The organism is Glycomyces luteolus (assembly GCF_027622875.1).
Taxonomy (GTDB): Bacteria; Actinomycetota; Actinomycetes; order Mycobacteriales; family Micromonosporaceae; genus Glycomyces; species Glycomyces luteolus.
On sequence record NZ_JAPZVP010000008.1, the window covers coordinates 178,161 to 199,269 of the forward strand.

Annotated in this window: 24 protein-coding genes and 2 pseudogenes; 7 read left to right on the plus strand and 19 right to left on the minus strand. The window is 69.6% G+C overall.

Translation table 11 applies throughout. From position 1 onward, the window contains the following. Positions 1-81: 81 nt before the first annotated feature. The 6 genes from secF to ruvC all read right to left on the minus strand — a co-directional run bounded on the left by secF (position 82) and on the right by ruvC (position 6,020). Entirely contained in the window at positions 82-1,263 is a 1,182-nt protein-coding gene (gene secF / locus O1R50_RS12290; protein WP_270110341.1) for a protein translocase subunit SecF, read from the minus strand. Between the two features lie 9 nt (positions 1,264-1,272). Continuing rightward, a complete protein-coding gene (gene secD, locus O1R50_RS12295; protein WP_270110342.1) occupies positions 1,273-3,114 on the minus strand; it encodes a protein translocase subunit SecD in 1,842 nt (613 codons plus the stop codon). Positions 3,115-3,269: 155 nt separating this feature from the next. Then, positions 3,270-3,734, minus strand: coding sequence for a preprotein translocase subunit YajC (gene yajC / locus O1R50_RS12300; RefSeq protein WP_270110343.1), 465 nt, complete (start codon positions 3,732-3,734; stop codon positions 3,270-3,272). A gap of 106 nt (positions 3,735-3,840) precedes the next feature. Beyond that, on the minus strand, positions 3,841-4,902 hold the full coding sequence (gene ruvB, locus O1R50_RS12305) for a Holliday junction branch migration DNA helicase RuvB (RefSeq protein WP_270110344.1): 1,062 nt from the start codon (positions 4,900-4,902) through the stop codon (positions 3,841-3,843). A 3-nt stretch (positions 4,903-4,905) separates the two neighbouring features. After that, on the minus strand, positions 4,906-5,505 hold the full coding sequence (ruvA, locus tag O1R50_RS12310; RefSeq protein ID WP_270110345.1) for a Holliday junction branch migration protein RuvA: 600 nt from the start codon (positions 5,503-5,505) through the stop codon (positions 4,906-4,908). Continuing rightward, positions 5,502-6,020, minus strand: coding sequence for a crossover junction endodeoxyribonuclease RuvC (gene ruvC / locus O1R50_RS12315; protein ID WP_408612677.1), 519 nt, complete (start codon positions 6,018-6,020; stop codon positions 5,502-5,504). Before ruvC ends, ruvA begins: the two co-directional genes overlap by 4 nt. 344 nt (positions 6,021-6,364) lie before the next feature. Between ruvC and O1R50_RS12320 the strand changes: the two genes are divergently transcribed. Further along, on the plus strand, positions 6,365-7,555 hold the full coding sequence (locus O1R50_RS12320) for a multidrug effflux MFS transporter (RefSeq protein WP_456298964.1): 1,191 nt from the start codon (positions 6,365-6,367) through the stop codon (positions 7,553-7,555). Beyond that, a pseudogene (locus O1R50_RS12325) lies at positions 7,533-8,219 on the plus strand (dienelactone hydrolase family protein); the annotation flags it as partial. The gene O1R50_RS12320 and the pseudogene O1R50_RS12325, both read left to right, overlap by 23 nt. Before the next feature lie 10 nt (positions 8,220-8,229). Here the strand turns inward: O1R50_RS12325 and O1R50_RS12330 are convergent. The 3 genes from O1R50_RS12330 to pdxT all read right to left on the minus strand — a co-directional run bounded on the left by O1R50_RS12330 (position 8,230) and on the right by pdxT (position 10,410). Then, entirely contained in the window at positions 8,230-8,898 is a 669-nt protein-coding gene (locus tag O1R50_RS12330) for a phosphoribosyltransferase (RefSeq protein ID WP_270110348.1), read from the minus strand. Positions 8,899-8,989: 91 nt separating this feature from the next. Then, a complete protein-coding gene (locus O1R50_RS12335) occupies positions 8,990-9,751 on the minus strand; it encodes a YebC/PmpR family DNA-binding transcriptional regulator (RefSeq protein ID WP_270110350.1) in 762 nt (253 codons plus the stop codon). A gap of 20 nt (positions 9,752-9,771) precedes the next feature. Then, a complete protein-coding gene (gene pdxT, locus O1R50_RS12340; RefSeq protein WP_270110351.1) occupies positions 9,772-10,410 on the minus strand; it encodes a pyridoxal 5'-phosphate synthase glutaminase subunit PdxT in 639 nt (212 codons plus the stop codon). A gap of 146 nt (positions 10,411-10,556) precedes the next feature. On the opposite strand from pdxT, the gene O1R50_RS12345 reads away from it, so the two are divergent. Next, a complete protein-coding gene (locus tag O1R50_RS12345; RefSeq protein ID WP_270110352.1) occupies positions 10,557-11,003 on the plus strand; it encodes a hypothetical protein in 447 nt (148 codons plus the stop codon). Positions 11,004-11,051: 48 nt separating this feature from the next. Beyond that, positions 11,052-11,621 (plus strand): hypothetical protein, encoded by a 570-nt coding sequence (locus O1R50_RS12350; RefSeq protein WP_270110353.1) that lies wholly within the window; start codon positions 11,052-11,054, stop codon positions 11,619-11,621. Here O1R50_RS12350 and O1R50_RS12355 read toward each other — a convergent pair. After that, positions 11,618-11,917 (minus strand): hypothetical protein, encoded by a 300-nt coding sequence (locus O1R50_RS12355; RefSeq protein ID WP_270110354.1) that lies wholly within the window; start codon positions 11,915-11,917, stop codon positions 11,618-11,620. The two genes, O1R50_RS12350 and O1R50_RS12355, sit on opposite strands and share 4 nt — an antisense overlap. A 63-nt stretch (positions 11,918-11,980) precedes the next feature. On the opposite strand from O1R50_RS12355, the gene O1R50_RS12360 reads away from it, so the two are divergent. After that, positions 11,981-12,418 carry an SSI family serine proteinase inhibitor gene (locus O1R50_RS12360; protein ID WP_270110355.1) on the plus strand — a complete coding sequence of 146 codons (438 nt, stop codon included), beginning with the start codon at positions 11,981-11,983 and terminating at the stop codon, positions 12,416-12,418. Between the two features lie 60 nt (positions 12,419-12,478). Here the strand turns inward: O1R50_RS12360 and pdxS are convergent, their stop codons facing one another. The 7 genes from pdxS to O1R50_RS12395 all read right to left on the minus strand — a co-directional run bounded on the left by pdxS (position 12,479) and on the right by O1R50_RS12395 (position 17,959). Next, positions 12,479-13,399: a pyridoxal 5'-phosphate synthase lyase subunit PdxS gene (pdxS, locus tag O1R50_RS12365; RefSeq protein ID WP_408612678.1), complete on the minus strand. Its 921-nt coding sequence runs from the start codon at positions 13,397-13,399 to the stop codon at positions 12,479-12,481. Between the two features lie 136 nt (positions 13,400-13,535). Continuing rightward, a complete protein-coding gene (locus O1R50_RS12370; RefSeq protein ID WP_270110356.1) occupies positions 13,536-14,015 on the minus strand; it encodes a hypothetical protein in 480 nt (159 codons plus the stop codon). A 74-nt stretch (positions 14,016-14,089) separates the two neighbouring features. Continuing rightward, positions 14,090-14,542, minus strand: coding sequence for an SPW repeat protein (locus O1R50_RS12375; RefSeq protein ID WP_408612679.1), 453 nt, complete (start codon positions 14,540-14,542; stop codon positions 14,090-14,092). Positions 14,543-14,659: 117 nt separating this feature from the next. Beyond that, positions 14,660-15,775, minus strand: coding sequence for a glycosyltransferase family 4 protein (locus O1R50_RS12380; RefSeq protein ID WP_408612683.1), 1,116 nt, complete (start codon positions 15,773-15,775; stop codon positions 14,660-14,662). A gap of 10 nt (positions 15,776-15,785) precedes the next feature. After that, positions 15,786-16,682 (minus strand): phosphatidylinositol mannoside acyltransferase, encoded by an 897-nt coding sequence (locus tag O1R50_RS12385; RefSeq protein ID WP_270110360.1) that lies wholly within the window; start codon positions 16,680-16,682, stop codon positions 15,786-15,788. After that, positions 16,675-17,304 (minus strand): phosphatidylinositol phosphate synthase, encoded by a 630-nt coding sequence (pgsA, locus tag O1R50_RS12390; RefSeq protein ID WP_270110361.1) that lies wholly within the window; start codon positions 17,302-17,304, stop codon positions 16,675-16,677. Before pgsA ends, O1R50_RS12385 begins: the two co-directional genes overlap by 8 nt. A 115-nt stretch (positions 17,305-17,419) precedes the next feature. Beyond that, complete coding sequence (locus O1R50_RS12395) at positions 17,420-17,959, minus strand: HIT family protein (RefSeq protein ID WP_270110362.1); 540 nt, start codon at positions 17,957-17,959, stop codon at positions 17,420-17,422. Between the two features lie 82 nt (positions 17,960-18,041). On the opposite strand from O1R50_RS12395, the gene O1R50_RS12400 reads away from it, so the two are divergent. Then, on the plus strand, positions 18,042-19,535 hold the full coding sequence (locus tag O1R50_RS12400) for a potassium/proton antiporter (RefSeq protein ID WP_270110363.1): 1,494 nt from the start codon (positions 18,042-18,044) through the stop codon (positions 19,533-19,535). A gap of 7 nt (positions 19,536-19,542) precedes the next feature. Here O1R50_RS12400 and O1R50_RS12405 read toward each other — a convergent pair whose 3' ends face one another. Continuing rightward, positions 19,543-19,926, minus strand: a complete 384-nt coding sequence (locus O1R50_RS12405) for a helix-turn-helix domain-containing protein (RefSeq protein ID WP_270110364.1) — start codon at positions 19,924-19,926, stop codon at positions 19,543-19,545. Here O1R50_RS12405 and O1R50_RS12410 point away from each other — a divergent pair. Next, positions 19,913-20,718 (plus strand): IS5 family transposase gene (locus O1R50_RS12410; protein WP_408612680.1). Its coding sequence is split into 2 segments (ribosomal slippage): positions 19,913-20,252 and positions 20,252-20,718, totalling 807 coding nucleotides; the frame shifts between segments, so codons are not numbered across the junction. The genes O1R50_RS12405 and O1R50_RS12410 overlap by 14 nt on opposite strands. A gap of 13 nt (positions 20,719-20,731) precedes the next feature. On the opposite strand, the pseudogene O1R50_RS26330 reads toward O1R50_RS12410, so the two are convergent. Further along, positions 20,732-21,027 (minus strand): annotated as a pseudogene (locus O1R50_RS26330) (type II toxin-antitoxin system RelE/ParE family toxin). Positions 21,028-21,109 lie beyond the last annotated feature (82 nt).

A 21,109-nucleotide genomic window follows, 5' to 3' on the forward strand; every position in this document is an offset into this window, starting at 1 on the left:
CCCGACGGTCCCGGCGCCCCCACCACGGCGACGGGGGGGGCGCCCCCACCGGCCCCCCCGCCGCTTCGTGTCTGCGGTGCTTTAGCGCCGCTTGCGCTTCTTCGGCCCGCCGGAGCGGGCACCGCCCGAGCCGCTGGCGGCCTTCTCGGGCTCCTCCAGCAGTTCCAGCGGGAGGTCGTCGCTCTTGGCGAGCACGAGGCGGTCGTCGTCCTCGTCTTCGGCCTTGGCGCTCTTGCGGGCGGGCTTCGCGCCCTCGTCCTCCGCGTCGGTCCCGGCGCGCTTGTTGGCGATCTTCTGGTTGTGGCGCTTGTAGACCGCGCTGCGCTCGGCCATGTCGACCACCCAGGGGGCCGCCAGGAAGATCGAGGAGTAGGCACCCACGATCATGCCGACGAACAGCACCAGCGCGAGGTCCTTCAGCGTGCCGACCCCGAGGATGCCGACGCCGACGAACAGCAGCGCCGCCACCGGCAGCACGCCGATGATGGTGGTGTTGATCGAGCGCATGAGCGTCTGGTTGATCGCGTCGTTGACGCCCTCGGCGAAGGTCTTGCTGCGGGTCTGCAGCAGCTGCGCCGTGTTCTCCTGGACCTTGTCGAAGACCACGACCGTGTCGTACAGCGAGTAGCCCAGGATGGTGAGCATGCCGACGATGGTCGAGGGCGTGATCTCGAAGCCGACGAGCGAGTAGATGCCCGCGGTCAGCACGAGGTCGTGCATGAGCGCCCCGAACGCGGCCACGGCCATGCGCCGCTCGAACCTGATCCAGATGAACAGCGACACCAGGACCATGAAGACGATGAGGGCGATCAGCGCCTGCTTGGACACCGAGGCGCCCCAGGTCGCCGAGACCTCGGAGACCGAGATCGAGTCGACCCCGACCCCCGCCTCCTCGGCGATGGCGGTGCGCACGGCCGTCTGCTCGTCCGAGTCGAGCTCGCCGACGCGGATGATGAAGGCGCGGCCGTCGCCCGAGCCGGCGATCTGGCCGGAGGCGACCTCGGCCCCGGCGTCGGCGGCGGCGTTCTCGACGTCATCGAGGCTCACCGACGAGTCGGTGGCCGGCACGCTGTACTGGACGCCGCCCGCGAAGTCGATGCCCAGGACGAAGCCCTTGACGAGCATGACGACGACGAGCGCGCCGAGGATCACCGCGGAGGCGATGTAGAACTTCTTGCGTGCGGCGACGAACTGGAAGTCCGTCTCGCCGCGGTAGAGCTGGCTGAGGATGCCCGGCCGCTTCTCGTTCTGCTTGGTGCTCATGTGCGTTCCCTAGCCCTTCGCGGCGGCTTCGCCGGCGGCCGCCGGGGCGGTCTTGGTGTGCAGCCCCGAGAGGCTGGGCTTGTTGAGGAGGTTCCCGCGCGAGAGGAACTCGGCGATCGGGTGGGTGAACAGGAAGACCACCATGATGTCCACCAGAGTGGACAGGCCCAGCGAGAACGCGAAGGCGCGCACGGGTCCGATGGCCAGGATGTACAGGACGACCGCGGAGAGCATCGAGACGGCCGCGGCCGACAGGACGGTCCTCCGCGCCCGGACCCAGGCCCGGGGGACGGCCGAGCGGGCGGATCTGCCCCCGGCCATCTCCTCCTTGATGCGTTCGAAGTAGACGATGAAGGAGTCGGCGGTGATACCGATGGAGACCACGAAGCCCGCGATGCCCGCGAGGGTCAGCGTCAGGCCGATCTGGGAGCCCAGAAGCGCCACGGTCGGGTAGAGCACCGCGGTGGCGACGATGAGGCTGCCGAGGACCACGAAGCCCATGAAGCGGTAGTAGACCATGCAGTAGAGGAACACCAGGATCAGGCCGAGGACCATGGCGATCATGCCGGCCTTGAGCTGGTCGACGCCGAGGGTCGCGGTGACCTCGTTGACGGTCTCGACCACGAAGTTCGTGGGCAGCGAGCCGAAGTTGAGCTGGTCGGCCAGCTGGTTGGCCTCGGCCGCGGTGAACTCACCGGAGATCTGCGTCGAGTTCGACGAGACCTCCTGGATGGTCGGGGCGCTGACGACCTCGTTGTCGAGGACGATCGCGACCTGCGACTGCAGGTTCTCGGTGGTGAGGGCGCTCCACTTCTCGGCGCCTTCGGTGGAGAACTGCACGTTGACCACGAACTGGTTGAGGTTCGCCTGGTCGGTGCCGACGTCGGCGGAGGTGACGTCCGAGCCGAGCACGGTGGCCGGCTGCAGGAGGTACTTGTACTGGAAGGTCAGCGACGGGTCGTCGGCCGCGGCGGCCTCGGGGGCCGAGCACGCGGTGACCTCGATGTCGGGCTGCTGGACGGCGCCCGGGGGGCGCGAGTCGAGGGTCTCGCAGGTGATCTGCGGGAGGTAGAACTGGACGGTGGCCGGCAGGAGCGCGACCTCTTCGGGCTTGAGCGCGCCGAAGGGCTCCAGGAGGGCGCTGGTGGCCTCGTCGGGAGCGGCGGTGAGCGCCTGCGCCGCGGCGGCGGCGTCCGGGCCGACCTTGGCCCACACCTCGTCGAGGGTGGCGGCCGTGTCCTCAGTGGTGGGCGCCTGGCCGGAGCCTTCGGAGGTCTCCTCGGCCGCTTCGTCGGTCGGCGCCTCGGAGGCGTCCCCCGCGGGGGTCTCGGTGGACTCCGCGGTCGGCGTCTCGGACGCGCCGTCGGTGGGCTCCTCGGTCGGCGTCTCCTGCTCGGCGAGCTGCTCTTCGAGCGCGGAGGTGTCGGCGACGGAGTTGGTGACGATGCGGAACCGGAGTTCGGCGGGGGCGCCGACGGCGCGGAGGGCTTCCTCGTCGATGTCGTTGCCGGCGACATTGACGACGATGTTCTCGCTGCCCTCGACGTAGACCTCGGGCTCGGAGACGCCCGTGGAGTTGACGCGGTTCTCGATGATCTGGCGGGCCTGCTCCATGGTCTCGGGGGCAGGGGGCTCTTCGGTCCCCTGCTGGTACGCCGAGAGCGTCATGGACAGGCCGCCTTGCAGGTCGAGACCGAGCTTCGGCGTGGGGAACTTCCATCCGGAGCCCGCGATCGCGGCGACCCAGAGGAGCGCGAGCACCAGGATCAGCCCCACGAAGTAGGGGGCGACTGGCAGGCGCTTGCGCTGGATCTTCTTCCGTGGGCGGTCAGCGCCCGTTACTGAAGCCAATGGTCGGTCTCTTCCTCAGAACTCGAATAGGGGCGGGCGCGAGGACGCCGCCGCGCGCGGGTGGCGCGCCGCGGCTGTGCTCTCGCACACGTACCCTCGGCGGGGCTCATTCTAGGACGGGTGCCTCAAAGGCGGTGCAGGGCCCAGGGGGTGGCCTAGTACTCCTTGCGGTCCGGGTTGCCCGCGTGCTTGCCCTTGTCGTCTCCGTCGGTGGTCTCGTCGCTCGCGCGGAGCTTGTCGAGGTCCTCGTCGGAGAGGGTGGCGTCCGCTTCGGCGATCTCCTCGGCGGGGGCTTCTTCAGCGGTCTCGGTCTCGGCCGGGGTGACGACCTTGGCGATGGCCTGGCGGGCGAAGACCAGGAAGTTGTCGTCGCTGGCCTCGAGGGTGACGGTCTCCTCGTCGGAGTCGACGACGGTGCCGTAGAGGCCGCCGATGGTCATGACGCGGGCACCGGGGGCGACGTTGCTCTGCATGTCCTGCTGTTCCTTCTGCCGCTTGCGCTGCGGACGGATCATCACGAAGTACATGAGGGCGATGAAGCCCACGATCATGATGAGGAACATGATGTTCGAGGAGCCGCCGGCGCTGTCCTGCGCGAGGACGTCTGCGGATGCGAGCACGATAGTGCCTTTCGTCGTTGCCGTACAGAATGTCGATATCGTCGGTGGTGACGTTGGCGGAGTCTATCCCGCCGGGCGTGACGCTCCGTCCCCCCTAGGTCCCACCCTACGCGTCTCCGGTTCCGAAGAGCCCTTCGGCGTTCGGGGGGTTGAGTCCCAGGTGGTGCCACGCGGCGGCGGTGGCGACGCGGCCGCGGGGGGTGCGGGCGAGGAGTCCGGCGCGCACGAGGAAGGGTTCGCAGACCTCTTCGACGGTGTCGCGCTGCTCCCCCACGGCGACGGCCAGGGTGGCGACGCCGACGGGGCCGCCGTTGAAGGTGCCGGTGAGGGCGCGGAGGACGGCGCGGTCGAGGCGGTCGAGGCCGAGCGCGTCCACGTCGTAGAGGGCGAGCGCTTCGGAGGCGACCTTCGCGGTGATGACGCCGTCGGCGCGGACCTGCGCGAAGTCGCGGACGCGACGCAGGAGCCGGTTGGCGATGCGGGGTGTGCCGCGGGAGCGGCCGGCGATCTCGGCGGCCCCGGCGGGGGCGATGGCGACGTCGAGGATCCCGGCGGAGCGGGTGACGATGGCCTCGAGTTCGGCGTCGTCGTAGAACTCGAGCTGGCCGAGGAAGCCGAAGCGGTCGCGCAGGGGCCCGGTGAGGAGTCCGGCGCGGGTGGTGGCGCCGACGAGGGTGAACGGTTCGAGCTCGAGGGGGATGGCGGTGGCGCCGGGGCCCTTGCCGACGATGACGTCGACGCGGAAGTCCTCCATGGCGGTGTAGAGGAGTTCCTCGGCGGGGCGGGCGATGCGGTGGATCTCGTCGATGAAGAGGACTTCGTTCGGCCCGAGGCTGGTGAGGATCGCGGCGAGGTCGCCGGAGCGCTCGATGGCGGGGCCGGAGGTCTGGCGCAGGCCGACGCCGAGTTCGGCGGCGACGATCATGGCGAGGGTGGTCTTGCCGAGGCCGGGCGGGCCGGAGAGCAGGAGGTGGTCCGGGGAGGCGCCGCGCCGGCGGGCGCCTTCGAGGAGGAGGCTGATCTGCTCGCGGACGCGGGTCTGGCCGATGACGTCGTCGAGCTTGCCGGGGCGGATGCCCTCCTCGGCGAGGCGGTCGAGTTCGGTGGCCTCGGCGGCGGTGAGGGCCGCGTTCCACTCTTCGGCGGAGTAGTCGTCGGGTCGTTCCATCGCTTATCGCTTCCCGAGGAGTCGGATGGCCTGCTTGAGGAGCGAGGGCACGTCGGTGCCGTCGGCGCCTTCGGCGTCGAGCTTCTCGATGGCGGTCTCGGCCTCCTTGGCGGTCCAGCCGAGGGCTTGCAGGCCCTGGCTGACCTGGGTCCTCCAGCCGCCGGGGCGGCCTCCGGCCTGTTTGGGGACGCCGCCGAGGTCGACGGGGCCGATCTTGTCGGCGAGGTCGAGGACGATGCGCTCGGCGCTCTTCTGGCCGACGCCGGGGATGCGGGTGAGCGTCGCGGTGTCGCCGGTGGCGATCGCGCGGCGGATCGCTTCGGGCCGGAGCACTTCGACGGCGTCGCGGGCGATGCGCGGGCCGATCTTCTGGGCGTTCTGCAGCAGTTCGAACAGGTCGCGCTCTTCAGCGGTGTTGAAGCCGTGCAAGGTGATCGAGTCCTCGCGCACGATGGTGGAGATGGCGAGGACGGCTTGGGAGCCGACCTTGAGGTTGGCGAGGGTGTGGGCGCCGGCGTGGACGGCGTAGCCGACGCCTTGGACGTCGACGACCGCGTAGGTCTCGCGGACCGACGAGATGGTGCCGGTGAGCTGGGCGATCATCGGGAGCTCTCCTTGTTCACGGCCGCGGCGATCCTGGCTTTGACGCCGCCGCGCCACAGGTGGCAGATGGCGATGGCGAGGGCGTCGGCCGCGTCGGCGGGCTTGGGCGCCTCCTTGAGTCGGAGGATGCGGGTGACCATGGCGGTGACCTGGCGCTTGTCCGCGGTGCCGTTGCCGCACACGGCGGACTTCACTTCGGACGGTGTGTAGGTCGCGGTGGGCAGGCCGAGGCGGGCGCCGGAGAGGATCGCGATGCCGGAGGCTTGCGCGGTGCCGATGACACTGGCCACATTGTGCTGACTGAAGACGCGTTCGACGGCCACGGCCTCGGGCTCGTACTCCTCGAGGTAGGCGCGGAGGCCGTCGTCGAGGGAGAGGAGCCGGTCGGCAAGGGGCGCTTCGGGATCGGTGCGGACCACCCCGACCGCGATCATGGTGCCCGGTGCTCCGGGGCGGCCGTCGACGACGCCGACGCCGCACCGGGTCAGGCCCGGGTCGATCCCCATGACGCGCACGCGTTCCTCCTGTCGCTCGATTCGCGTCAGCTTATCCGGCCGGTCCGACGTTCGGCCCGAAGCACGTCGGAGGGAGCGGCCGCGGCGACGCCGACCGATCGTGATCGGTCGGGAATCGGACCGGTGGCCTTGCCCATAAACCACTTGCCGGTCGGCTAGTAACGTGCTTCGCTGGTATCGGCCGGACCTGTCGCGCCCGCCTCCCATCGGCGAGCAGCGCGAGGTGCGAGTCCGGCCCCCGCTGTCCTTCTCCGCTCCGCGAACCTGTTGGGATCACTGTGTCTGCTGCTGCCTTCATGCCGCCCGTCGCCGCGCCCGGACACTCGCGACGCTTCATCGCCACGATGGTGTTCGTGCTCGGCGCGCTCTCGGCGACCGCGCCGATCGCGATCGACCTCTACCTCCCCGCGTTCCCCGCCATGGCCGACGCCCTCGGCTCCCCCGAGAGCCGCATCCAGCTCACCCTCACCTCGATGATGATCGGCATGGGCCTGGGGCAGGCCTTCATCGGCCCGCTCTCCGACCGCATCGGCCGCCGCAAGCCGCTGCTCGTCGGCATGATGGTCTTCACGCTGACCTCGCTGGTGTGCACCGTCGCCCAGAGCGCCGACCTGCTCATCGCCATGCGCTTCCTCCAGGGCCTCAGCGGGGCCGCCGGGGTCGTGGTCGCCCGCGCGGTCATCCGCGACCACTTCGCGGGCGACGACATGACCCGCTTCACGGCCAAAATGATGTTCGTCACGATGCTCGCGCCGATGCTCGGCCCGATCGTCGGCGCGCAACTCATCCGCTTCGGCCCGTGGCAGACCGTGTTCGTGTTCATGGCGGCCCTGTCGATCCTGACCACCTTCCTGGTGTGGAAGTTCCTTCCCGAAAGCCTTCCGGCGCAGGAGCGCCGCGCGATGGGCGGGCGCGAGTTCGCCGCGTCCCTCTTCACGCTCGTCCGGGACGCGCGCTTCATCGCGCCCACCCTCGTGGTCATCATGAACTTCTCGATGCTGTTCACGTACGTCTCGACGTTCAGCTTCATCTCGCAGAACGAGCTCGGGGCCACGGCGGGCTTCTACTCGCTGCTGTTCGCCGCGGGCACGCTGGCGCTCCTCGCCGGGAACCAGACCAACATGCTCATGATCGACCGCAGCGAATCCCACCAGCGCATGGTCGCCGGCATGGCGATCTCGCTCGCGGGCGTCGCCTGGATCGCCGCCGTCCAGATCGCGGGCGCCGCGAACGTGTGGACGGTCCCGGCCGGGATCGTGCTCATGATGTTCGGCTGCGGCGTGCTCTTCCCGAACGCGGGTGCGGCCGCCATGTCCTCGCAGCCGCCGCAGATCGCCGGCACCGCCTCGGCGTTCATGGGCTCGATGCAGATGGGCGCGGGCGGCGCGATGCCCGCACTGGCGACGATCGGCGGCGTGACGCTCGCGAACATGACGATCGGCCTCGCGGTGTACGCGGTCGCCACGGCGGCCGCGGTCGTGTGGACGATCGCGGTGTACCGCAAGAAGCCCGCCGAGGCCGCCGCCGACGCGTAAGCGCGGTAGGGCCGGGTATCCGGCCCTCATGGAGGCAACGGTGACGATCCCGGTCGGCCCCGCCGAGCTGGACGGCGACCTGGTCCTGCCCGAGGAGGCGGAGGCGGTGGTGCTGTTCGCGCACGGGTCCGGTTCGAGCCGCCGCAGCCCCCGCAATCGCTTCGTCGCCGAACGGCTCCAGCAGGCCGGTCTCGGCACGCTCCTGTTCGACCTGCTCACGCCGATCGAGGCCGACGACCGCGCGAACGTGTTCGACATCTTCCTGCTCGCCGAGCGGCTGGTCAGGGCCACCCAGTGGATGCACGGGCGCCATGAGCGCCTGCGGATCGGGTACTTCGGGGCGAGCACCGGCGCGGCCGCCGCACTGTGGGCGGCCGCCGCCCCGGAACTGCGGATCGGGGCCGTCGTCTCGCGCGGCGGCAGGCCGGATCTCGCCGGTGAGCGGCTCACCGAGGTGACCGCGCCGACGCTGTTCATCGTGGGCGGCCACGACGAGGTCGTGCTCGATCTGAACCAGCGAGCCGAGCGCCTGCTCGGCGGCCCCAGCCAGCTCGCGGTCATTCCCGGCGCGACCCACCTCTTCGAGGAGCCGGGCACGCTGGAGGCCGCGGCCGATCTGGCGCGCGAGTGGTTCACCGATCACCTGGCGCCGCAGGGGCCTTGACCGCGCTGCTTCAGAACGCCGGATCGTCCTGGCCGGCTTCGGCGGCGGCCAGCAGCGCGTGCACCTCGTCGTCCGACGTCTGCGAGAAGTCCCGGTAGCTCTGGCCGACCGCCATCAGATGCGTCGGCTGGGTCACGCACACCACGTCGTCGACGATCGCGCCCAGTTCGCGGCAGACCGACGCCGGGGCGGTCGGGACCGCCACGACGACATGCTCGGGGCCGAGCTCGCGCACGGCCCGCACCGAGGCCCGCATGGTCATGCCGGTGGCCAGGCCGTCGTCGACCAGCATCGCCGTCTTGCCGTCCAGGTCGATCGGCGACCGGTCCCCGCGGTAGGCCTGCTCGCGGCGCTCGAGTTCGACCGTGGCGCGCTCGGCGGCCAGGTCGAAGCGCGCGGGCGCGATACCGAGCTGGTCCACGACCTCGTAGTTCATGACGACCGCGCCGCCGGTGGCGATCGCGCCCATCGCGAGCTCCTCCTGGCCCGGCACGCCGATCTTGCGGACCGTGAACACCTCCAGCGGGGCGTCGAGCGCCCGCGCCACCTCGAAGGCCACGGGCACGCCGCCGCGCGCCAGCCCCAGGACCACCACGTCCTCGCGTTCCCGGTAGTCCCCGAGTTCTCGCGCCAACGCGCGCCCGGCGTCGCGCCGGTCGGCGAACACCTGATCCCTCATAGGGCTGAAGTGCCCGCTCTACGCGCGGCCAAACCCTTCCCGAACAGGCAAGCAGGCCCGGAACCAGCGGTTCCGGGCCTGCTCCTGCCGTCTACTCGGCGTCGAGTTCCGCGAGGACCTCGTCGGAGATGTCGGCGTTGGTCCACACGTTCTGGACCTCGTCCGAGTCTTCGAGCGCGTCGACCACGCGGATGACCTTGCGGGCGCCATCGACGTCGACCGCGATGTGCATGGAGGGCACGAAGCCCGCCTCAGCGGAGTCGTAGTCGATCCCGGCCTCCTGCAGCGCGGTGCGGACCGCGACCAGGTCGGTGGGCTCGCACAGCACCTCGAAGCCGCCCTCGCCGAGGTCGTTGACCTCTTCGGCGCCCGCGTCGAGGACCGCCATGAGGATGTCGTCCTCGGTGAGCTTCTCGTCGGGCGAGACGATGATCGTGCCCTTGCGGGAGAACATGTAGCCGACCGAGCCGGCCTCGCCGAGCGAGCCGCCGTTGCGCGTCAGCGCCACGCGGACCTCGGCGGCGGCCCGGTTGCGGTTGTCGGTCAGGCACTCGATGAGCACCGCCACGCCGCCCGGCGCATAGCCTTCGTACATCAGGGTCTCGTAGTCGACGCCGCCGCCGTCGAGGCCGCCGCCGCGCTTGACCGCGCGGTCGATGTTGTCGTTGGGGACCGAGCTCTTCTTGGCCTTCTGGATCGCGTCGAAGAGCGTCGGGTTGCCCGTCGGGTCAGGACCACCGGTGCGCGCCGCGACCTCGATGTTCTTGATGAGCTTCGCGAAGATCTTGCCCCGCTTGGCGTCGATCGCGGCCTTCTTGTGCTTGGTCGTCGCCCACTTGGAGTGGCCACTCATACCGGCGTTCCTCGTTCCTACTACTCGACCGGTCCGGCGTCTGCGCCTCGGACCATATCCACGAAGTACTCGTGCACCCGCGCGTCAGGGGTCACCTCCGGGTGGAAGGAGGTGGCCAGGCAAGCGCCCGCACGTACGGCGACGATCCTACCGCCCTGCGCTTCGCCCGCCCCGTCACCGTTGTGGACCCTCGCCAGGACCTCGACGCCCTCGCCGATCCGCTCGACCCAGGGCGCGCGGATGAACACCGCCCGGAACGGCTCGCCCGCGACGCCGTCGATCGCGATCTCGGTCTCGAACGAATCCACCTGGCGGCCGAAAGCGTTGCGGCGCACCGTCATCGGGATCGCGCCGAACGAGCGCTGGTCGGGGCGGCCGTCGAGCACCTCGTCGGCGAGCATGATCATGCCCGCGCACGAGCCGAACACCGGCAGCCCGGCGTCCAGCCGCTTCTTGACGGGCTCGAACAGGTCGAAGATCTCCAGGAGCTTGCTCATCGTCGTCGACTCGCCGCCGGGGATGACCAGGCCCTCCACGGCGTCGAGCTCCGAGGCGCGGCGCACCGGCACGGCCCGGGCCCCGGCGGCCTCGAGCGCGCGCATGTGGTCGACCACGTCGCCTTGCAGGGCGAGCACGCCGATCGTGGGCACACGGGTCATCAGAGAACTCCAAAAGTCGCGAAGCATCGGGCGCCACAAGCGTAATTCGGGTTCGCTCCAGTGCCTACCTGGAAGATCGCGGCTGTGACCGAAAGCGGCCTGAACCCGGTCGACAGGCAGCGATCCGTTAAAGTCTGCCATCGAACGTGACGCACCCCTTCATGCCCGGGAGTAAGAACAAGATGGCCAAGACCTCGAAGCGCAACCCGATGCCCCGTGCCGTCCGGGCCGGACGCAACACGATGTGGATCGAAGCGGCGATCGCCCTCGCCGCCGGCGGGCTCATCGTGCTGCTCCACCACAAGGCGAACGACTTCGTGCCCCCGGCCGCCGTCCACGACGTCTACCGCGCCGCGGTGGGCCTCGGCGGCCTCGCGCTGTTCCTGCTCCTCGCCATCGCCCTGCTGCGCTTCCAGTGGCGCATCCTGTGGGTCCTCATCCTGCTCGTCCAGGTCGCCGCCATTCTCGGCCTCGGCTGGCTGCTGTTCACCGGCGGACTCTACTGGGCGCTCTGCATCGGCCTCGTCATCGTGCCGATTACGATCTTGGGAACGCTTACCGAACGTTTCGCCCGCCGCTGGTTCAACCACTAGGGCGATCCTCCGGCAGCGACCGAGCCGCCACCGCTGAAAGGCCACATAATGCTTCCGCAACCGAACTTCGGCCGCGACAAGGGCCCGATAGAGCCCGACAAGGATGAGACCGGTGAGGACGCGATGCCTCGCAAGAAGCTCTTCCGGCTGCAGATCGCGATGTGGGTGCAGGTGGTGTTCGCCGTGGTGCTCGGCAACCTCTTCGCGTTCAACTCGATCGGCGCGCGGAACGTCAGCCAGGCCGACATCCTGAAGCACTACCAGGACAACCCGCCCGCGGAGGGCGTCACGCCCGAGGAGATGGCGAAGACCGCCTACGAGACGTTCCAGAGCACCGGGTTCCTCGTCATGGTCCTCGCCATCGCGGGCTTCGCGATCATCGGCGCCATCGTCGCCGCGCTGTGCGCGATCCGCCTCAAGTCCCGCCTGAAGGCCGTGCGCTGGTGGGCCGTCGGCGCCACCGCGGTCCTCTTCGTGATCGGCATGTACATGTCCACGCAGTTCGGACTCCTGGTGGCCCCGTGGGTGTTCGCCTCGGTGCTGGCCCTGTGGTGGCTCTTCGCCAGCGACATCCGGTACTGGCTCAGCGAGTCCGCCAAGAGCCGCGCCGAAAGCTAGCCGTTCGGTTCCTCATCGGCGCCGTGCCGCTGGATGTAGTCGATGAAGGCCGCCCGCGCGAGCGGCTCGGCCGAGCCCCAGTCGCCCTTGGTGCCCTCCCGCCACATGCTCAGCAGATCGTCGATCGCCACCCCGATCTCGGACACGTCCGGGTCGAGGTCCTCGGCTTCGAGTGCGGTCGGGGTGTGCCGGAACAGGTCGATGAAGAACCGCCAGTCGCGGCGCTCGCGCGCCAGCGCGAACGCGCGTTGCTGGAGTTCGGAGGTGGGGAGCCGATCGAGGTTGTTTTCGTCCATGGTTCCTAGCCTAAAGCGTGTCAAAGCGGGTTCGGACGCCGTCGGCTCCTTAGGATCAGCCCCATGAGAAAGCTCGTCGTCGGCGCCCTAGCGGCCGCCGCCATCCTCGCCGCGACCGCGGCTCCGGCCCAGGCGAACTGGTTCCGGTACACCGATCCGGTCCCGGTCGACCCCGGCATCGGCGACGGTTCCGGCCCGCACAGTGAGTTCCACATCAGCATCGCCTCGGTCCGCGGCGGCGGCTCGGCCTCGATCACGCTGGCGTGCCCGCAGGAATGGAGCGAGCATCCGAACGCTGAAACCGCGTGCGGGCAGCTCGAGCAGGCGAACGGGTACGTCGAGGGGGTCGCGCCCGCCGACGGCATGTGCACCAAGGAGTACGCGCCTGTCCGGGTGCTGGTGGCCGGCCACTGGCACGAGACGGGGCACGTCTTCATGAAGACGTACGGCAACCGGTGCGAGGCGGTCCTCGCCACCGGCGGGAGCCTGCTCGACTTCTGAGCGCTATGTCGAGCGCGAAGGGGCCCGGGCCAAACCGCCCGGGCCCCTTCGCGTTCGGGTCTACCAGCCGCGCTTGGCGAGTTTCTGCTCCTCGGGGAGGGTGTCGACGTTGATGCCGACCATGGCCTCGCCCAGGCCGCGGGAGACTTCGGCGATGACCTTCGGGTCGTCGTGGAAGGCGGTGGCCTTGACGATGGCGGCGGCGCGCTTGGCCGGGTCGCCGGACTTGAAGATGCCGGAGCCGACGAAGACGCCTTCGGCGCCGAGCTGCATCATCATGGCCGCGTCGGCGGGGGTGGCGATGCCGCCGGCGGTGAAGAGCACCACCGGGAGTTTGCCGAGCTTGGCGACCTCGGCGACGAGCTCGTAGGGCGCGCGCAGTTCTTTGGCGGCGGCGTACAGCTCGGTGGAGTCGAGGGTGGTGAGCTTGCCGATGTCCTGGCGGATCTGCCGCATGTGGCGGGTGGCCTCGACGACGTTGCCGGTGCCGGCCTCGCCCTTGGAGCGGATCATGGCCGCGCCCTCGCTGATGCGGCGCAGGGCCTCGCCGAGGTTGGTCGCGCCGCACACGAACGGCACGTTGTACTGCCACTTGTCGATGTGGTTGGCTTCGTCGGCCGGGGTGAGGACCTCGGACTCGTCCACGTAGTCGACGCCGAGGGACTCCAGGACGGCGGCTTCGGTGAAGTGGCCGATGCGGGCCTTGGCCATGACGGGGATCGAGACGGCCTCGATGATGCCGTCGATCATGTCGGGGTCGCTCATGCGCGAGACGCCGCCTTCGCGGCGGATGTCGGCGGGGACGCGTTCGAGGGCCATGACCGCGACGGCCCCGGCGTCCTCGGCGATCCTGGCCTGCTCGGGGGTGACGACGTCCATGATGACGCCCCCCTTCAGCATGTCGGCCATGCCGCGCTTGACGCGGGCGGTCCCGATCTCGGCCTCGGGCTTCTGGGTCTCTGACACGGTCACCGGCTCCATCTGAGGTAGTACGTCGCGGGCAGGGTCGACTCGCGGATCGCAAGTCCTCCCGATATGCAGGGGTGATCTGACCTCGACGATTCTACGCCGCGACCCGCCTCACAGGCCCCCTGATACAAAGCGGGCGGACGGGACTTCAGTGCACCGGGTCCTCGATGTCCCAGTACTCGGGGCGGGGCAGGCGGTAGTGCAGGCGGAGCACGACGGACATGGGGAGGGAGCGGGAGGCGACGGCGTCGCGCACGAAGTCGCTGTGGATCTGGCGGGCGAGGGCGACGCGGCGGTTGGCGGCGTCGAGGTCGTCGGACCAGAGGGGGTTGCCGGCGAGGTCGCGCAGGGCGCGGGTGAGGTCGTTCTCGGCGTACTCGCGCAGTTCGCGCTGGCGCTGGGTGTCGGCGGGGACGGCGACGACGGAGAGGGCGAGGGCGACCACCTCTTCGAAGCCGGGGTTGCCGACGAATTTGAGGACGGTTTCGGCGCGGTCGTCGAGTTTGGCGAGGAGGGCGTCTTCGGCGGCTCGGGCGCGGCGGTGCAGGCGTTCGACTCGGGTGACCGTCCACGTCGCGTACGCGCCGACGACGGCCACGATCGTCACGAGCACAGCCAACCACCACATCGGGCTGATCTTACGGTGGCGCGCCCACCTCCGGTTTCCCGGTGGTGGACGCTTGTGCGGGTCCGGGTCTGCGTCTAGGTCTCAGATCCGGCTTCGTCGCGGAAGCTGCGGACCTGCCAGGCGGCCATGAGGCCGAGCAGGAAGGCCAGCGCCCCGACGATGATGTTGTTCCATGCGAGGCTCACCGGCGGATCGGTGATGAGCACCCACGGCGAGACCGCCAGCCAGATACCGACGGCGCACAATGCCCAGCTCATGCCGTACATGCGCTGGGGGGTCACTGTGAACCCGAGCGCGAGCAGCCCGACGGCGATGCCCACGATCAGGTTGTGCGTCGCGAAGTCCGCCTGCGTAGCCGAGAATCCGACCACCCAGGGGGAGATGATGCAGTACAGGCCGAGGAGGAAGATCGGGGCGTCGATCATCGCCACGTCCCTCCGGCCGAGCATCTTGTCGTATCTGGCCCGCATCTCGTGGACGTCCGGGTGCGTCGTCATAGGTTCGCCCCGGTGAGAGATATCGGCCATCGATCTGCCCTCCGTCGGGTCCGCGCGCGTGCGGTTCCGGCACGGGATTACGCGGCCCCTTCGCCTCATTATGTACCCATTTCGCACGCAGAGTAAAGAGGCGATCACTGCTTTTGTTCAGCGGCGCTCGGTGCCCGCTTCGATCGCGGCGCGGTAGACCTCGAGGAGGCGGGCGGCGACTTCAGGCCAGTCGTAGCGCCTGACCCACTCGTTGGCGCGTTCGACGTACGCCGTACGGAGTGGTTCGTCGTCGAGGAGTCTGGCGGCTTTGGCGGCGAGGTCGTCGGCGTCGCCGACGGCGAACAGCTCCCCCGCGTTCCCGTCGTCGAGGACGGAGCTGAACGCCTCGATGTCGGAGGCGAGGACGCAGGTCCCGGCGGCCATGGCCTCGGTGAGGATCATGCCGAACGACTCGCCGCCGGTGTTGGGGGCGACGTAGAGGTCGACGCCGGCGAGCATCGAGGCCTTCTCCTCGTCGGGGACGGCGCCGAGGAAGCGGATGCGGCGGGCGATGTCGGGATCGAGCCCGGCGACGGCCGCTTCGGGGTCGCCGCGGCCGACCACGAGCAGGTGCAGGTCGGGGCGTTCGGCGGCGAGGCGCGCGAAGGCGTCGCGGAGGATCGGGAAGCCCTTGCGGGGCTCGGTGTAGCGGCCCATGAAGCCGATGGTGGGGCCGTCGGGCCGGTCCAGGAGCGGGGCGGCCTTGCGGTAGAAGGCGACCGAGACGCCGTTGGGGATCTCGACCGCGCCGCCGCCGAGGTGTTCGACCTGGACTTTGCGGGCGTAGGGGCTCACGGCGATGCGCGCGGAGAGGCTCTCGAGCACGAGCTGCGCCATGTGCTTCCCGGCCGCGAGGATGCGCGAGCGGGTCATCGCCGTGTGGAAGGTGGCGACGACGGGGCAGCGGGCGTTGAGGACCGCGAGGCACGACAGGCTCGGGGTGAGCGGTTCGTGCACGTGGATGACGTCGAAGTCCCCTTCTGCGCACCACTTGCGCACGCGCGCGGCCGAGCGGGGCCCGAACGCGAGCCGTGCGATCGACCCGTTGTAGGGCACGGCGACGGCCTTGCCGCCGGGGACCACGAAGTCAGGGAGGCCGGCGGTCTCGGTGGCGGGGGCCAGGACCGACACGTCGTGTCCGGCGGCGATCAGGGTCTCGGCGAGGTCGCGGATGTGGAACTGGACCCCGCCGGGCACGTCGAAGGAGTACGGGCTGACGATCCCGATACGCAGGTCGCCCATGTCAGCCCGCGCTTTCCCGCGGTGCGTCGAAATCGGCGGACCAGAAGCGCTGCAGCATGTGCCAGTCGGCGGGGTGGGCGCGGATGCCCTCCTCGAAGGCCTCGGCCATCCGCTGGGTCGTGCCCGCGACGCGCTCGCGGAACGACCCGGTGCCGGTGTCGACCGGGCCGGTGATGTGGCAGACGGCGCGGTCGTCCTCGTAGTGGATCGCGGCGGTGAACAGCTCGACCTTGTTGCGGATCGCCAGCAGCGCGGGGCCGGTGGGGAACGTGGTGGCCTCGCCGAAGAACTTCACGTCGGTGCCGCCGCGGCCGAGGTCGCGGTCGGCGACGAGCGCGACCACGTGCCCGTTGTCGAGCGCTTCGCCAAGGGCCGCTTGCGGGTTGCGGTCGCCGCCGGAGGTCGGGATGATGTGCATGCCGAGCGATTCGCGGTATTCGAGGAAGCGCCGGTAGACCCCTTCGGGCTTGAGCCGCTCGGCGACGGTGGTGAGCCGGTCCTTGGCGACCGCGCCGACCCAGGCGCCCGCGAAGTCCCAGTTGCCGGAGTGCGGCAGCGCCACGATCGAGCCGAGGCCCCGCTGGGCGCGTTCGTGGACGGGCTCGTAGCCGTTCATCTCGAACCTGCGCTGCAGTTGGGCGGTACTCATCGACGGCAGCCGGAACGCCTCCAGCCAGTACCGCGCGTACGAGCGCATCGCCTGGCGCATGAGCGCCTCGTCGGGTTCACCGCCGACGACGCGGGCGAGGTTTCGGCGCAGCTGGCGCACGCCACGGCCGTCCTGCTTCAGGGCCCGGTCCGCGAAGCGGTTCCCCAGGGCGCCCGCGGCGCGCTCGGGAAGGAGCCGCACGCCGCGCCAGGCGGCCAGGTAGGCCAGCTCGGTGAGGCGCTCAGACATCGAGGCGCTCCTCGCTCGCGGCCAGCACGGCGCGGGCGAACACCAGGCGCTGCACCACGGTGATCGAGGCGAGCACGGCCAGCACGCCCATGCCGACCTCCAGCGCCCAGGGCACGCCCAGGACCTCGACGAAGACCGCGACGGCCGCGATGATGAGCCGCTCGGGGCGCTCGGCGATGCCCACATTGCACTCGGCGCCGAGCGATTCGGCGCGGGCCTTCACGTACGAGACCATCTGCGAGGCGATGAGCGCCCAGAGCGCCAGCGCGCTGCCCAGGCCCCGGTCCTCCGCGAGGAGGAAGTAGGCGAGGCCGGCGAAGATCGCACCGTCCGCGAGGCGGTCGCAAGTGGAGTCGAGGAGCGCGCCGTAGCGGCTGCTGGTGCCCTTGACGCGGGCGATCGCGCCGTCGAGCATGTCGGTGAGCACGGACGCGGCGACCACGATGAGTCCCGCGAGCAGGTGGCCGGGCGCGAGGAGCAGCACGGACGCGCCGACGACCACTGCGGTCCCGGCCACGGTGACGGCGTTGGCGGACACGCCGACGCGGATGAGGACCTTCGCGGCGGCGTCGACGTAACGGCGCACGCCCGCTCGGCCGGAGGTCCGAAGGAACTTCGCCATGGTCTCCTGTTTTTCTCAGACTGGCCCAGATGGGTGTTCGGGCAAGTGGGTCGGTCCTCGCCCCCGGACCGGGCCGGGGAGGAGTCCCGCCTTGACTCTAACGGGGTCCGGCCCGTCACACCCGCTCCCATGCGGCCGCGAGCTCCGCCCGGGTGTCCTTCAGCAGTTGAGGGAGGGTCTTGGTGCGCCCGATGATCGGCATGAAGTTCGCGTCGCCGCCCCAGCGCGGGACGATGTGCTGGTGCAGGTGCCCGGCGATCCCGGCGCCCGCGACCTGGCCCTGGTTCATGCCGATGTTGAACCCGTGCGCGCCCATCACGGCGCGCAGGACGGTCATGGAGCGCTGCGTGAGCGAGCCCATCTCCGCGATCTCGTCGGCGTCGAGGTCGGTGTAGTCGGGGACGTGCCGGAAGGGCACCACCATGAGGTGGCCGTTGTTGTACGGGTACTTGTTCATGACCACGTACATGGCCGCGGCGCGCGCGACGATGTTGCCGTCCTCGTCGTCGAGCTTGGGGATCTCGCAGAACGGGCAGCCCTCGACGTCCTCGTCGTCGCCTGTGGGCTTGCCTTCGCCTTGGATGTAGGACATGCGGTGCGGGGTCCACAGCCGCTCGTACCCGTCGGGGACGCCGACGCCTTCGCGCTCTTCCACGGAACGATCCTAGGCCACGCGGGACCCGAGCTGGAAACCCGACGAAAACACCGTGACACGCGGTGTCGGTTAAGCTCCGGACGTGACGTTGCCCCAGCTGTACCTCGTAGTGCTGATCGGCTGCGTCACGGTGCTCCTCTCCATCGCGGCGCTGCGCGCGACGCAGCGGCTCGGGCTTCCGGCGCTGCTGGTGTTCCTCGGGGCGGGCCTGGTGCTCGGCGAGGACGGCGTGGGCATCCCGTTCGAGGATTTCGAGCTCGCCCAGGCGCTCGGCACGTTCGCGCTGGCGCTCATCCTCATCGAGGGCGGCCTCTCGACCCGGTGGACGGCGATCTCCAAGCAGCTCGCCCCGGCGGGGATGCTGGCGACGATCGGCATCGGCGTCTCGGTCGTGGTGACCGCGCTCGGCGCGCATTACGTGCTCGGTTTCGGCTGGCAGCTCTCGCTCACCCTCGGCGCGGTCGTGGCATCGACCGACGCGGCGGCGGTGTTCTCCGTGCTGCGCGGCATCGGACTGCCCAAGCGGCTCAGCGGCACGCTGGAGGCCGAGTCGGGTTTCAACGACGCGCCCGCGGTGATCCTGGTGCTCGCGTTCTCGGCCGCGGCGGGCATCCCCGACCCGGCTCACCTGCTCGGTGTCCTGGTGTGGGAGCTCGCGGTCGGCTCGCTGACCGGCGTCGCGATCGGATTCGGGGGCGCCTGGCTGCTGCGGCGCCTGGCGCTGCCGGTCTCGGGCCTGTACCCGCTGGCGGTCTTCAGCCTCGGCATGGCCGCGTTCGCGGCGGCCGGGATGCTGCACGCCTCGGGGTTCATCGCGGCCTACCTGGCGGCGCTCGTCCTCGGCAACTCGCACCTGCCGCACCGGGCGGCGACCCAGTCGTTCGCGACGGGCCTGGGCTGGATGGCGCAGCTCGGCATGTTCGTCATGCTGGGGCTGCTCGCCTCGCCGTCGAGCCTGCTGCAGGCGATCGTGCCGGGCCTGGTGCTCGGGGTGGTGCTCACACTGGTGGCCCGGCCCATGGCGGTGTGGGTGTCGTTGCTGCCGTTCAAGTTCACGTTCAAGGAGCAGGTGCTCATGTCGTGGGCGGGCCTGCGCGGGGCGATCCCGATTGTCTTGGCGACGATCCCCCACGCGGCGCATCTGCCTGGCGCGCAGAATCTCTGGGATATCGTGTTCGTCCTCGTGGTGGTCTTCACGCTCCTGCAGGGCCCGACGCTGCCGTGGGTGGCGCGCAAGCTCGGTCTCGCGCAGGAGGGGGTCGTGCAGGAGATCGACATCGAGACGGCGCCGCTCGACGCGGTGGACGGTGAGGTCCTGACGATCACGGTCCAGAAGGCCTCGGGCCTGGCCGGCATCAGGATCTTCGAACTGCGGCTCCCCGAGGGCAGCGCCATCGCCGGAGTGGTGCGGGGCGACCGCCTCTTCGTCCCCGCAATGGCTGACCGCCTCCGCAGCGGCGACCAGCTCATCGTCGTGACGACCCCGAAGCTCCGCGAAGCGACCGAGCAGCGCCTCACCGCCCTGGCCAGGGCCGGAAGGCTCGCCCGCTGGCTCGGAGAAACCGGCAAGAACTGAAACGTGGTTAAGCCATCTTCCAAGAACGGTCGCCGACAGTGGCAGTCAATTCGACGTGCCCGCCAACCGCCGCAACATAATCTCTGACAACGTCAATGCCGGAGACCTCTCCTGATTCGATCTTGGATACCCGCGCCTGGCTCACACCGAGTTTCTCAGCGACCTCATCCTGCTTGAGGAGGGCAGCCTTGCGCATCTCGGCGAGCTGGTGCCCACGCACGTATGCATCAAGACGCGCCCTAGATGCTTCCTTGGCATCAATCTGCGAAGCATCGTCGCGGGCGTCAGCCTTCTGCCTACGAGCCTTGACTTCTTCCCATTTCGAGTACTTAGAGCGTGTCTCAGTTGGCGTGCAAGGCATCTGGTATAGATCGTGCATGGACGAGTTCACCAGGCGCCTTGTGCCCGATGGGTTGTGGGAGATTGTCGAGCCGCTGATTCCGGCCTCGCCGAAGCGGGCACAGGGCGGTGGTATCCCTCGGGCTGATGACCGGCAGGTGTTCGCGGCGGTCGTGTTCGTCCTGACCACCGGTTGCGCTTGGCGGCTCCTGCCGCCGGTCTTCGGCGTCTCGCACCAGACCGCGCACCGACGCTTCACCGAATGGTCCGAGGCAGCGCTGTGGGCCAAGCTCCACCGCACCGTGCTCGACCGGCTCGGCGCCGCCGGCGAGATCGACTGGTCGCGGGCGATCGTCGACGGCGCGAGCCTGCGCGCCAAAAAGGGGGATCACTGACCGGTCCAAATCCGGTCGATCGTGGCAAGTCCGGCTCGAAGATCCATGTCCTGTCCGACCGCGCCGGACTGCCACTAGCACTCGGGGTCTCAGCCGCGAACATGCACGATTCGCAAGCCTTCGAGCCGCTGGTCCAAGGCATCCCGAAGATCCGATCGCGACGCGGCCCGCGTCGCAGGAAACCCGCGAAGGTCCACGCCGACAAGGCCTACGACATCCCCGACTGCCACCGTGCGCTGCGCGAGCGGCACATCGGCGACAGGATCGCCCGCCGCGGCATCGAGTCCTCGGCCCGGCTCGGCCGCCACCGCTGGGTCATCGAACGGACCATCGCCTGGCTCGGCGGCTACCGCCGCCTCACCATCCGGTACGAGCGCCACGGCCACCTGTTCGCCGCATTCCTCGCCCTCGCCGCCGCACTCACCTGCTATAAGAAACTCGCCAACTGAGACACGCTCTTAGTCACCTTTGGCCTCCATCTCTCAAGGATTCTTGGTGCTCGGCAAACCGTGCATCCGCTAGCGGGATCGCATCGTCATACCAACTCTTCCATCTTCCGGATTTGCTCCTGCAACCAGGAATATCGCCGCGCGCCCCCGATCAAACGCGAACAGAATCCTCACTTCCGTATTCCCTGACGAAGGTGGCCTCAGTTCCTTCATATTCTGGAAGCTACTTCCATTTATCCGATCCACCAAAGGACGGCCCAAAGCCGGACCGTTGGCAGCCAGCTGATCGATTGCGCATTCAAGTAGCATCGACACGCTGTCATGTCACCAAAAGAGTGGGGGGGGGGGGGGCCCCCACCCCCCCCCCCCCCCCCACCGGCGTTCGTCTCGC

What these genes read in the sequence shown, in the direction of transcription:
- secF (WP_270110341.1), bottom strand. Translation starts at nt 1,263, where the DNA reads ATGAGCACCAAGCAGAACGAGAAGCGGCCGGGCATCCTCAGCCAGCTC.
- ruvB (WP_270110344.1), bottom strand. Translation starts at nt 4,902, where the DNA reads ATGGAACGACCCGACGACTACTCCGCCGAAGAGTGGAACGCGGCCCTC.
- ruvA (WP_270110345.1), bottom strand. Translation starts at nt 5,505, where the DNA reads ATGATCGCCCAGCTCACCGGCACCATCTCGTCGGTCCGCGAGACCTAC.
- O1R50_RS12320 (WP_456298964.1), top strand. Translation starts at nt 6,365, where the DNA reads ATGGTGTTCGTGCTCGGCGCGCTCTCGGCGACCGCGCCGATCGCGATC.
- O1R50_RS12330 (WP_270110348.1), bottom strand. Translation starts at nt 8,898, where the DNA reads ATGAGGGATCAGGTGTTCGCCGACCGGCGCGACGCCGGGCGCGCGTTG.
- O1R50_RS12335 (WP_270110350.1), bottom strand. Translation starts at nt 9,751, where the DNA reads ATGAGTGGCCACTCCAAGTGGGCGACGACCAAGCACAAGAAGGCCGCG.
- pdxT (WP_270110351.1), bottom strand. Translation starts at nt 10,410, where the DNA reads ATGACCCGTGTGCCCACGATCGGCGTGCTCGCCCTGCAAGGCGACGTG.
- O1R50_RS12350 (WP_270110353.1), top strand. Translation starts at nt 11,052, where the DNA reads ATGCTTCCGCAACCGAACTTCGGCCGCGACAAGGGCCCGATAGAGCCC.
- O1R50_RS12355 (WP_270110354.1), bottom strand. Translation starts at nt 11,917, where the DNA reads ATGGACGAAAACAACCTCGATCGGCTCCCCACCTCCGAACTCCAGCAA.
- O1R50_RS12360 (WP_270110355.1), top strand. Translation starts at nt 11,981, where the DNA reads ATGAGAAAGCTCGTCGTCGGCGCCCTAGCGGCCGCCGCCATCCTCGCC.
- pdxS (WP_408612678.1), bottom strand. Translation starts at nt 13,399, where the DNA reads ATGGAGCCGGTGACCGTGTCAGAGACCCAGAAGCCCGAGGCCGAGATC.
- O1R50_RS12370 (WP_270110356.1), bottom strand. Translation starts at nt 14,015, where the DNA reads ATGTGGTGGTTGGCTGTGCTCGTGACGATCGTGGCCGTCGTCGGCGCG.
- O1R50_RS12375 (WP_408612679.1), bottom strand. Translation starts at nt 14,542, where the DNA reads ATGGCCGATATCTCTCACCGGGGCGAACCTATGACGACGCACCCGGAC.
- O1R50_RS12385 (WP_270110360.1), bottom strand. Translation starts at nt 16,682, where the DNA reads ATGTCTGAGCGCCTCACCGAGCTGGCCTACCTGGCCGCCTGGCGCGGC.
- pgsA (WP_270110361.1), bottom strand. Translation starts at nt 17,304, where the DNA reads ATGGCGAAGTTCCTTCGGACCTCCGGCCGAGCGGGCGTGCGCCGTTAC.